This window comes from Gordonia sp. UBA5067 (genome assembly GCF_002414845.1).
Taxonomy (GTDB): Bacteria; Actinomycetota; Actinomycetes; order Mycobacteriales; family Mycobacteriaceae; genus Gordonia; species Gordonia defluvii.
In genome coordinates this window covers 35235-45489 of record NZ_DIAX01000082.1, presented here as the reverse complement: position 1 = coordinate 45489, position 10255 = coordinate 35235, and the positions used below count along the sequence as shown (strand labels likewise).

Genomic DNA, 10255 nt, shown 5'->3' with positions numbered 1-10255 from the left:
CTTAGGTCCGAAGAGCCGGTGAACTCCCCGTCGACGGGGAGGCGGTGGATGAGTGCGCGGGCGTCACCGCGGATGAGTGAGCGTATCGATGCCGTGGGGGAGGCATCGCGGTGGGCCGGATCGTTGACCAGGAAGCAGACGCCGAACTCGTGGTACGGGCCGAGGTCGCCGTCGATGTATTCCACGAACACCAGCATGGCGACGGTGCGGGGCCGCCCGAATCGGCGGGGATCGAGGCTGATCGGATTGATCACTAGCGGGGTGAGTCCGGTCGGCGCGATGGCGCTGCGGACCGCGTCGGCCGACGCGCTGAATCCGGCGACGAAACAGCGCGCGTTCCGGATGCGCACCGGCATCTCGACGGTGCTCCCGAGAACTTGGTGGGTGGCAGGCACGGCAACTCCCTAGAAACTAGAACGCGTTCTTGTTTCTATCGTCGCACAGCGACCCTCAGCGCGTCCGCAGATCGCGGGCCAGCATCGGCCAGGTGTTGTGGAGGTCGTCCTCCCAATAGCCCCACGAATGCGTACCGCCGGGGCGGGTGGTCAGTCGGAAGGGAATGCGCAGGGAGCGCAGCCGCTGGGCCATCTCCTGCGTGCACGCGTTGACGGCGGTCTCGATCATTCCGCCGACGACGGCCTGATTGACAAGCGTGATGGGGTCGCCCTGAATGCCCTTGTCGCCGATGTTCTCATGCGTCCCCGGTGCCCCGGTTCCCGTCGTCATGTAGATCTTGGTACCGCGCAGTCGGGGCGCTTGGATGTAGGGGTCATTCGCGACCCAGCCGGGTCCGCCGAGCGGGCCCCACATGTTGGTGATGTTGCCCTGACCCCGGTCGACGACCATCTTGATGTACTGCTGGCCGAACGGGTCGCTGGTGCGGGCGCACCCGCTGAATGCGGCGATCGACCGGTACAGCCCTGGTTTGGCGATCGCCAGGTTGAACACTGATGTGCCGGCCATGGAGATGCCGGCGACCGCGTTCCGGTGTGTCGTGCGGAACTGGCCGTCGATCAACGGTGGAAGTTCTCTGGTGAGGAACGTCTGCCACATCGGCTTCCCGAGTGCGGGATCGCGGCGCTGCCAGTCGGTGTAGTAGCTGAACGCGCCGCCGACCGGCGTGACCACGTAGACGTTCTTGTTCTTGAAGAACTTGGTGTAGGTGGTTCGCGCCGACCAGGTGGCGGAGTCCTCGCCGCCGCCGGCGCCGTTGAGGAGGTAGAGCACCGGGGCTGGTTTCGCGGTCTCCCGCGGGCGCAGCACGGTGATGGGGAATGATTGGCGCATGGCCGCCGAGTAGACGACCAGTGTCGTCTCCTGCGGCCCGTCGTCGTAGACGCTGACGATTCTCGACGCGGGTGCGGCCTGTGCGCTTCCCGCACAGACGGCAGCGGCCACCACTGATGCCAGCATCAGTCCAATCAGGCGGAATCCCCGCACGCCAAGTCCTCTCGTCGACAGTCGCGGGTATCGAGGTTACCCGGTACACCTGTTGACTCCCTGTCAGGTCACACCGCTGCGGCCGGATAGTCGCCGTTCTGAGACGCTCTGGGTGTACCGGACCAGCGGGAACCGATGCTTTGCCGGGTGAAGTGAGGGTCGGCGTCGGTTGGAAACCGGTCGTCCTCGCCTACGATCGCTACTCTTGGTGCAACACCGTCACCCTTGGACCGGAGAACGCATGGCCACTCGAGTTGACTCCTGGATCTGGTCGATCCGACTGACCAAGACTCGCTCGGCCGCGGGGGCCGCCTGTCGGGCCGGACATGTCCGCGTCAATGGCGTCACCGCTAAGCCGGCGCAGGTCATCACCGTCGGCGACGAGGTGCGGGTGCGTATCGGCGGGCGCGAACGGGTCGTGGAGGTCGCGCGCGAAGTCGCCAAGCGCGTATCCGCGCCCCTCGCCTCGGCCTGCTACATCGACAAGAGTCCACCCCCGCCGTCGAAAGAAGTGCTGGCCAGTCAGCCCCGCCGCGATCGCGGCGCCGGTCGTCCGACGAAACGGGAGCGCCGCGACCTGGACCACTTTCGGTCGACGGCGCTGGTGGCCGTGCTGGCAGCGCTGGTCCTGACTGTGGTCGGCTGCGGCGGCGGGGACTCGAACGGCGGCGGTAAGGACAACGGCCCGCCAACGGCGCCGGCTGATGCGGGCAGCGGTCCCTACTTCGGCGAATGCGGCGGGGTCAGCACCGACGAGGTCATGCAGATCACCTCCTTCGCCGGTCTGCAGAACACGGTGAACAATCCGTCGTCGTGCGAGTGGTCGGCCAGTAACCTGCGGACCGGCGCCGTCGCGTCGTTCAACTGGTACCGCGGCTCGCCGATCGACCGTGAGCGCGCCACCGAACAACTCTCCCGTGCCGTCACCAAAGACGTCGAGATCAAAGGGCACCAGGGCTTCATCGCCTGGGATCAGACGATTTGCGAGATTGGTATCGCGTTCGGCGCCGACTTCTTCGAGTGGTCGGTGCGCGCCGATGCCTCATCGGGCATGACCACTGAGCAGATCTGTGCCGCCACCCGCCAGCTTTCGACCATGTCCATTGAGAGGTCGTCATCATGAGTCCACGGCGGCGTTTGGCCCTGACGATTGTGGCCCTGGCAGTGGTGCTCGGGATGGTGGGGTGCACGGTCGACGGAAAGCCCTATCCGGAGGGGGTCGCACAGCCCAAAGGCCACGTCGACACCGACCGCTTCGACAAGCTCACGCTGGAGTGCCAGATCCTCAGCCCGTCGCAGATCGGCAAGGCCGTCGGCGGGGCGGTCGGCTCACCCGCGTTCAACGGCGCAATCTGCCGGTGGACTGTGTTCGGGCCGTCGGTGATGACTGTGACGTTCAACTGGTTTGAGTGGGGCAGTGTCACCGTCGAGCAGCGCACCGCCAAGAAGATGGGCTATGCCACCGAGAACATCAAGATCAACGGCAGCTCCGCGTTCACCCAGACCAAGTCCGACCGCAACATCTGCGGCGTTACTGCCAAGGCCCCCAGCCGTGGTGTCTACACCTGGTTCGTCGAGTCGGCCGGTCCGCCGGCGGGCGACCCCTGCGGCGGCGCCAAGAAGCTGATGGAACTGGTGCTGAAGACCAGCGCCTGACCTGGGCGGGCGCGGCTATTGGCCTCCGGCGGCTAAATCCTCCGCGGCCGAAGGAGTTGTTCTAGGCTTGTCTGCATGCCCGCTGCCGCAACGCCATCGCGCCGACAGCGCGCCGCACACCTTGGGCCCGACCGTCGTCGACCCGAGGTGCTCGACACCGCGCTCCGGATCGCCGTCGGCGCAGGCCTGGGCGCGGTGAACATCGCGTCGGTCGCGGATGCGATGGGGGTGACCAGGCCCGTCGTCTATTCCTGTTTCGACGACCGCTTCTCGCTTGTGAACGCCCTACTCGACCGCGAGTCCGCGCGTCTGTTGACTGCGACGCTCGGGGCTCTGCATTCCGCGACCGGCGATGACCCCGACCAGGCCTTCGTCGATGGCTACCGTGCCCTGCTGGGCGCCGTCGCCGACCGTCCCGCCGCGTGGCGCATCGTCTTCGAGGGCAATCCGGATCCCGAACTCGCCACCACGGTCGCCGAGATCCGCAGGGTCGTCGCCGGGGCGTCGACCCGCTGGATCGCACCCGCGCTCAAGAATTGGTGGGGCACCGAGGATCTGGAGCGCAAGAAGCCGGCGCTCATCGAGTTGTTCATGTCTTCCTGCGAGGCTGCGGTGCGCGTCATGCTGGACTCCGCCAATGACCTCACCGCCGACGATCTGGCCCCGCTCTATGGCCAGATGATGTCGGCTGCCTATCGGGCTGCGTGAGGCGTGAGCTGCTGAAATCTCACCCCTGGTGAGGTGCCGAGGGGAATGTTCCCTTCGTTAGTCGGTAGAGGGCGGATTTCAGCCCTTCACGTATTGACCGAGGATGCGCTGCACCACGGTCGGATCGGGCTGGGTGTGGAACTGCTGATCCTTCACCTCGCCCTTGATGTAGATCAGCGAGGGGCAGTCGCGGCTCTCGTCGGCCGCCGGACTTCCGGGAACCTCCACGTCACCGACCTTTGTGTGGGTGTGCGCCGCGAAGACCGACCCTTTGTAGGTGCCGGTGTAGAGCGGGGCGGTGCCCTTGGTGAACGTGCACTGGCCGACCTGTGCGCCCCGGTCGAAGTCGGAGAGACATGCGACTAGCTGGACCTGCGTGGCAGTGCGGGCTGTCCAAGCGTCACTGGACCGGTAGTCGAACTGGAGCTGTTCCAGGCTCGACGACCCGCCCCGGTCATAAAACACCGCGATCGGGTGCGGCCCCGGTCCCTCGTGCTTGGCGGCGGATGGGAAGTACTTCGGCGGCGTCGTGCACGCCTTGTTGAAGGCGCTGGTGTACGTGAGGTTCTTCTCCGCCTTCGGTGCAGCGAAAATCCAATACGCCGAGTAGGCGACGCCGGCCAGCAACAACACGCTCGCCACGGCGATGACGGACTTGGCGGCCGAACTCCAGGGCGCCTGCCGGCCGGTGTGGCGTGCGCGGACCGCAGCGGTGCTGAAGGTGGCGATCGGCACAATCGCCACGATGGCGAGGATGATGCCCGGTAGTACGCCACCTTGCTGGAAGGCGAGGAATGAGAAGATGCTCGCAACAATCGTGATGAGAATGGCGAAACGAATCATGGTGGCCCCCTGAAGATTTAGACGGGTCGATGTTAGTCGGCCGGCCCGGGGACCTTCGTGTGGCCTGTGTTTCAGGCAGCGCAGAGTCTAGTCGGCGGATGTGTCCGGCGGATGTGGTCGCAACAGCGTGGTCAGCGCCAGAACACGAATAGATCCCAACCGTGGCGGATCAGGGCCATGGGGGTGCCAAACAGTTCGATGAAGCCGAAGACGACGTCGAAGAAGGCGCGGTTGAGCGTCGGAATGAGGAGCAGCGCAAAGACCAGGAGGAAACCGTACGGGGCGATCTTCTCCGCGCTCGCCCGGGTCGGTGCCGATAGGTAGGGCTCGATTGCCCCGTAGCCGTCGAAGCCGGGGACCGGGAGGATGTTTAGCACGGTCGCGGTGATCTGCAGAAATCCGAGCATGACGATGGCTCCGGCCAGGTTCTGGCGATCGGCGACGTCGACGAAACGCGCGAGGAGTAGCAGGGCAACCCCGAGAACCAGATTGGTAACCGGACCCGCCAGTGAAACCTGGGTGCGCTGCGGTTTGGTGAAACCCTGTTGATGCAGGTACACCGCGCCGCCCGGGAAGCCGATCCCGCCCATCAGGATGATGAGCAGCGGCAACCCGATCGACAGGCCCGGATGGGTGTACTTCAACGGGTTCAGCGTGAGGTATCCGCGGGTGTCCACCGATGTGTCACCGAAGCGGTAAGCGGTGAACGCGTGCGCGAACTCGTGCAGTGATAGGGAGATCACCCATCCGGCGAGGACGAACAACAGCGCCCCGACCGTCGCCGTTGTGCCGGAGTCCGAGCCGCTCTGCCACAACATGGTCGCGCCGACGGCCGCGGCGAGAACAAGGCAGCCGAAGACCGGTCCGGGCTTGACGGCCCGAAGGGCCTGGGAAGTAGCTGCTGCGGTCACGTGGGTCTTTCGGCTTGCGCGGGCTCGAGACAACTTCTCACTTCGCTCGACCTCACTCGGTCGGCGACGGAGGCAGCGGGCCGAGCGAGATGGTGGCGGCGACTCTGGTGTGGTCGCCGTCGGGGTCGTGGAGCAGTAGCCACAGGGTCAACCGGTCGTCCTCCCGGAGGCGACGGATGGTCAGCCTGGCGCCCGGCTCGATGGGGCGCAGGTACTCGACGATCATGCGGTGCGGGCCGTCGATCAACTCCGGGTGCGCGAGGACCTCGTCCTCGACCACGGCCAGGTAGGCCGCATTGTTGAGATGCTTGAACGGGTCGTAGTCGGTGGCGCGCAGCACGTGCTCGCGGTCGGGTTCGCTGCCTGCCGCCGGCGCCTTTTCCAGGTTCATCGCCTTCCAGCGCAGGCGGTGCTCGGTGGTCATCGCTGTCAGCATCGCAAAGGTGTCGTCCGACAACCGTGTCGGAATGCCCTGGTCGTTGACGAGGATCCAGAACGCCTCCGTCTCGATCAGGCCGTCCGGGCGCGACTCGGGGTTGAACAGGTTGGTCTCATGCTCGGCGGTGAGGCGCACCCGCATATTCGTCCACCGCGTCGATAGTGCGCCGCACCACCGCTGTGCGGTCACCGTCGCCGGCCACGAGAACGGGCGGATGACGTCGACGATGGTGCGGCGAACGATCCAGAACGGATCGGTCGACACCAGGTCCGTCGCTTCGATGTTGTCGTTGGCGATGTCTTGCAGGTAGCGGGCAACCGAATCGAGCCGGACGCGCATGTCTTGGTCGACATCGCCGGTGCGGACCCGGTACCGGGCCTCGAAGAATTGAGCGCCGTCCGGGGGGTCGGCGAGCGGCCGTTGCGGGGCGGGGGTGGTGGTCACGATCTCCTTTGTGGATAGGGTCGGTTCCGTACGATAGAGTTAGTGAACTAGAACACGTTCTACCTGATGATCCGCGAGGTAACTCCAGATGGCGCACGTTATCACCCGCCCATGCTGTAACGATGGCAGCTGTGTCAGCGTTTGTCCGGTCAACTGTATCCACCCGACGCCCGACGAGCCGGGGTTTCTGACCGCCGAACAGCTCTACATCGACCCAGAGACCTGCATCGACTGTGGTGCCTGCATCGACGAGTGTCCAGTCGAGGCCATCTACCCCGACGACCAGTTGGCGGCGAAAGACGAGCCGTATCTGCAGATCAACGCCGACTACTACAAAGACCATGACGTCGACGGCGGGCTGGTACCGCCGAAGAAGTCGCCCCCGATGCCCGATCGGCCGTTGCATATCGCGATTGTCGGTGCCGGTCCGGCCGCCCTCTACGCCGCGGAGGCGCTGGTTCGCAAGGCAACCGTCACCGTCGACGTCTTCGACCGGCTCCCCACCCCGCACGGGCTGGTCCGCTTCGGTGTCGCACCCGATCATCCGGCCACCAAGCTCGTCGAGCGCGGCTACCTGTCGACGGCCAACAAGAAGAACTTCAACTACTTCCTCAACGTGAAGGTCGGCGAGCACATCAAGCACGATGAGCTCACGCAGCGCTACCACGCGGTGATCTACGCAGTGGGTGCCGCGACCGACAAGCGCCTGGGTATTCCCGGTGAGGAGCTGGCCGGTTCGATTTCGGCGACCGAGTTCGTCGCCTGGTACAACGGCCACCCCGACTATGCGGACTTCGACGTCGACTTGTCGGGTGAGCGTGCGGTGGTCGTCGGTAACGGCAACGTGGCGCTCGATGTGGCACGCATCCTGGTCACCAGCCCCGACGACCTCGCCAAGACCGATATCGCCGACCATGCGCTGGCGAAGCTGCGCGAATCGACCATCCGCGAAGTGGTCGTCCTCGGTCGGCGCGGAGTGGCTCAGGCCGCATACACGAACAGCGAATTTCTCGCCCTCGGCGACGTGGACGGAGTCGACATCATCATCGACGCCGATGAACTGGCTCTCGATCCCGCGTCTGTGGCGGCCGGTCACGAGATCGATTCGACGATCGGGACGAAGCTGCGGCTCGCTCGGGAATTCTCGGAGCGGGCCACCACCGACGGCAACCGCCGCATCGTGTTCCGGTTCCTGTCTTCGCCGGTCTCCCTCGACGGCGCCGACCGGGTGACCTCGATGACGATCGTCAAGAACTCCTACGACGACAGAACCGACGGGGTCTCGGTCAGTCCGACCGGGGAGACCTCCGCAATCGACACCAATCTGGTCTTGCGCTCCATCGGTTACCAGGGCCATGCCGAGGCGGTGCCCGATCTGCCGTTCGACGATGCGCTGGGCGTCGTGCCCAATGACGCCGGCCGAGTCCTCGAGGGTGACGGCCCGCTCACCGGCGTATATGTCACCGGCTGGATCAAACGCGGGGCGACCGGTGGCATCGGCCGCAATCGGCTCTGCGGCGAAGAGACCGCCGAGGCCGTTCTGGCTGACTTCATCGACGACAAGCTCGCCGAGCCGTCGGAGTCGCGCGGGGATATCGCGCAACTCGCCGTCGACCGCGGGGCACACCTGATCGATCTGGCGGGGTGGAAGAGCATCGACGCCGCGGAGAAGGCCGCGGGCCGCGAGGCGGGCCGACCGCGGGTCAAGTTCACCGACGTCGCGGCACTCGAAGCCGCCGCCGAATCGGCAGAATAGATTCATGCCGACTGAACGCGCCCCGGGCGCCTTGCGTATCGCACTGCTGTCGTACCGGAGCAAGCCGCACTGCGGCGGCCAGGGCGTCTACGTCCGCCACCTCTCGCGCGAGCTCGCAAAGCTGGGCCACGACGTGGAGATCTTCTCCGGCCAGCCCTATCCGGAGCTCGATCAATCGACGCTCGACGCTGGGGTGCGGGTGACCAAGGTGCCCAGCCTCGACCTCTACGGCGAGCCCGAGCCGTTCCGCACCCCGCGCCTGCGCGAGTATCGCGACTGGATCGACATGATCGAGGTCGGGCAGATGTGGACCGCGGCATTCGGTGAGCCGCTCACGTTCAGCCTGCGTGTCGCCCGGCTGCTCGACCAGCGGCGCGGCGACTTCGACGTCATCCATGACAACCAGTCCCTCGGCTACGGCCTGCTGCGCCTGCCGAAGATGGGCTTTCCGCTCGTCGCAACGATCCACCACCCGATCACCCGCGATCGTTCGCTGGCGATCAAAGCGGCCCGGGGGTGGCGCAAGATCACCGCTGCGCGGTGGCACTCGTTCCTGGCCATGCAGGGCCGCGTTGCGCGGCGAATCCCGGTGTTGCTCACCGTTTCTCGCAGCAGTGAGGTCGATACCAGGAAAGCCTTCAGCATTCCCGTCGGCCGGATCGCCACGATCCCGCTCGGGGTGGACACCGAGGCCTTCGCCCCGCGCCCCGCTGTTGAGCGCATCCCCGGCCGCGTCGTCTGTATCGCCAGCGCCGATGCGCCGCTGAAAGGTGTCTCCTACCTGCTGGAGGCCATCGCCAAGGTGGCCGCAGAACGCTCCGTCGAGTTGACACTGGTCTCCAAACTCGACCCCACCGGGCCGTCGGCGCGGCTCATCGAGCAGTTGTCGATCGGTGATCATGTCCGCGTGGTCAACGGCATCGACGACGAGGAACTCGCCGGCCTGCTCGCGACCGCCGAAGTGGCCTGCGTCCCGTCGTTGTATGAGGGGTTCTCACTGCCGGCCGTTGAGGCGATGAGTTGTGGCACACCGCTGATCGCGACGCGCGCCGGGGCGATCCCGGAAGTCGTCGGCGAGGGTGCAGGTGCGGGGGCGGTACTCGTGCCGCCGCGCGACTCGGGCGCGATCGCCCAGGAGCTCCTGCGGCTACTCGGCGACGGTGCGGCCCGCAGTGAGCTCGGGTCGGCGGCCCGCAGGCGGGTCGAGGAGAACTTCAGCTGGGCGGCCGTCGCGGCCAAGACTGCCGAGCAATACCGTGCGGCGATCGACCAGGCGGCCGGCGCCGCGAACGACAGCAAATCGGCGGAGCCCCGTTCCGCGGCCAAAGGAGACGAGCAATGCTGACCGTGGACTTCGACCGGCTCGAGGTCGGCGCCGGCATCACCGCGATCGATATCGGCGCCGGACAGGGTCGTCATTCCTTTGAGATGTTCCGACGCGGTGCCGATGTCATCGCCTTCGACCAGTCCGAATCGGACATGACCGATGTCGGGATGATGTTTGACGCGATGATCGCCGAGGGGCAGGTCCCCGCATCGGCGAAAGCCCGTGCCGAGGTCGGCGACGCGCTACACCTGCCGTACGGGGACGACACGTTCGACCTCGTGCTGATGTCGGAGATTCTTGAGCACGTGCCGGCCGACGATGCGGCGATTGCCGAGATGGTCCGCATCCTCAAGCCCGGCGGTCGGGCCGCGGTTACGGTTCCGCGGTATTGGCCGGAGAAGGTGTGCTGGGCGTTGTCGGATGCGTATCACGAGGTGGAGGGCGGGCACGTCCGCATCTACCGAGCATCCGAACTCGCAACGAAGCTGGAGGCGGCGGGACTGCGGGTCGCCGGCACCGACCACGCGCATGCACTGCACGCGCCGTACTGGTGGATCAAGTGTGCGGTGGGCGTTGACAACGAGCGCAACCCGCTGGTCCGCGGCTACCACCAGTTGCTGGTGTGGGACATGATGCGCGCCCCCGCCCTGACCCGAACGGCGGAGAAGCTGCTCAACCCGGCGATCGGCAAGTCGGTGGTCCTCTATCTGGAAAAGCCCCGGTAGCGGTGA

10 protein-coding genes and 1 pseudogene are annotated in these 10255 nt (G+C 66.1%); 6 read left to right on the top strand and 5 right to left on the bottom strand.

All coding sequences use genetic code 11. The features are described from left to right. Nucleotides 1-356, bottom strand: a pseudogene (locus tag B4M62_RS13570) (acetoacetate decarboxylase); the annotation flags it as partial. Between the two features lie 94 nt (nucleotides 357-450). Further along, nucleotides 451-1413 carry an alpha/beta hydrolase gene (locus B4M62_RS13565; RefSeq protein WP_290713953.1) on the bottom strand — a complete coding sequence of 321 codons (963 nt, stop codon included), beginning with the start codon at nucleotides 1411-1413 and terminating at the stop codon, nucleotides 451-453. Between the two features lie 268 nt (nucleotides 1414-1681). Between B4M62_RS13565 and B4M62_RS13560 the strand changes: the two genes are divergently transcribed. The 3 genes from B4M62_RS13560 to B4M62_RS13550 all read left to right on the top strand — a co-directional run bounded on the left by B4M62_RS13560 (nucleotide 1682) and on the right by B4M62_RS13550 (nucleotide 3804). After that, complete coding sequence (locus tag B4M62_RS13560; protein ID WP_290713952.1) at nucleotides 1682-2563, top strand: DUF3558 family protein; 882 nt, start codon at nucleotides 1682-1684, stop codon at nucleotides 2561-2563. Continuing rightward, nucleotides 2560-3096: a DUF3558 domain-containing protein gene (locus B4M62_RS13555; RefSeq protein WP_290713951.1), complete on the top strand. Its 537-nt coding sequence runs from the start codon at nucleotides 2560-2562 to the stop codon at nucleotides 3094-3096. Before B4M62_RS13560 ends, B4M62_RS13555 begins: the two co-directional genes overlap by 4 nt. 75 nt (nucleotides 3097-3171) lie before the next feature. After that, complete coding sequence (locus B4M62_RS13550) at nucleotides 3172-3804, top strand: TetR/AcrR family transcriptional regulator (RefSeq protein WP_290713949.1); 633 nt, start codon at nucleotides 3172-3174, stop codon at nucleotides 3802-3804. A gap of 78 nt (nucleotides 3805-3882) precedes the next feature. On the opposite strand, the gene B4M62_RS13545 is transcribed toward B4M62_RS13550, so the two are convergent. The 3 genes from B4M62_RS13545 to B4M62_RS13535 all read right to left on the bottom strand — a co-directional run bounded on the left by B4M62_RS13545 (nucleotide 3883) and on the right by B4M62_RS13535 (nucleotide 6444). Continuing rightward, the gene (locus tag B4M62_RS13545) at nucleotides 3883-4647 is read right to left on the bottom strand and encodes a hypothetical protein (RefSeq protein WP_290713947.1); all 765 of its coding nucleotides are present in this window, start codon (nucleotides 4645-4647) and stop codon (nucleotides 3883-3885) included. Between the two features lie 131 nt (nucleotides 4648-4778). Next, nucleotides 4779-5558, bottom strand: a complete 780-nt coding sequence (locus tag B4M62_RS13540) for a site-2 protease family protein (protein WP_290713944.1) — start codon at nucleotides 5556-5558, stop codon at nucleotides 4779-4781. Nucleotides 5559-5610: 52 nt separating this feature from the next. After that, complete coding sequence (locus tag B4M62_RS13535; protein ID WP_414651849.1) at nucleotides 5611-6444, bottom strand: acyl-[acyl-carrier-protein] thioesterase; 834 nt, start codon at nucleotides 6442-6444, stop codon at nucleotides 5611-5613. Nucleotides 6445-6529: 85 nt separating this feature from the next. On the opposite strand from B4M62_RS13535, the gene B4M62_RS13530 reads away from it, so the two are divergent. Genes B4M62_RS13530 through B4M62_RS13520 form a run of 3 tightly spaced genes read left to right on the top strand, consistent with a single transcriptional unit; the run spans nucleotide 6530 to nucleotide 10249 of the window. After that, entirely contained in the window at nucleotides 6530-8197 is a 1668-nt protein-coding gene (locus tag B4M62_RS13530) for an FAD-dependent oxidoreductase (protein ID WP_290713940.1), read from the top strand. Between the two features lie 31 nt (nucleotides 8198-8228). Next, nucleotides 8229-9542, top strand: coding sequence for a glycosyltransferase family 4 protein (locus B4M62_RS13525; protein WP_290713959.1), 1314 nt, complete (start codon nucleotides 8229-8231; stop codon nucleotides 9540-9542). Continuing rightward, on the top strand, nucleotides 9536-10249 hold the full coding sequence (locus B4M62_RS13520) for a class I SAM-dependent methyltransferase (protein WP_290713938.1): 714 nt from the start codon (nucleotides 9536-9538) through the stop codon (nucleotides 10247-10249). The genes B4M62_RS13525 and B4M62_RS13520 overlap by 7 nt, the downstream gene beginning before the upstream one ends. Nucleotides 10250-10255: the final 6 nt, after the last annotated feature.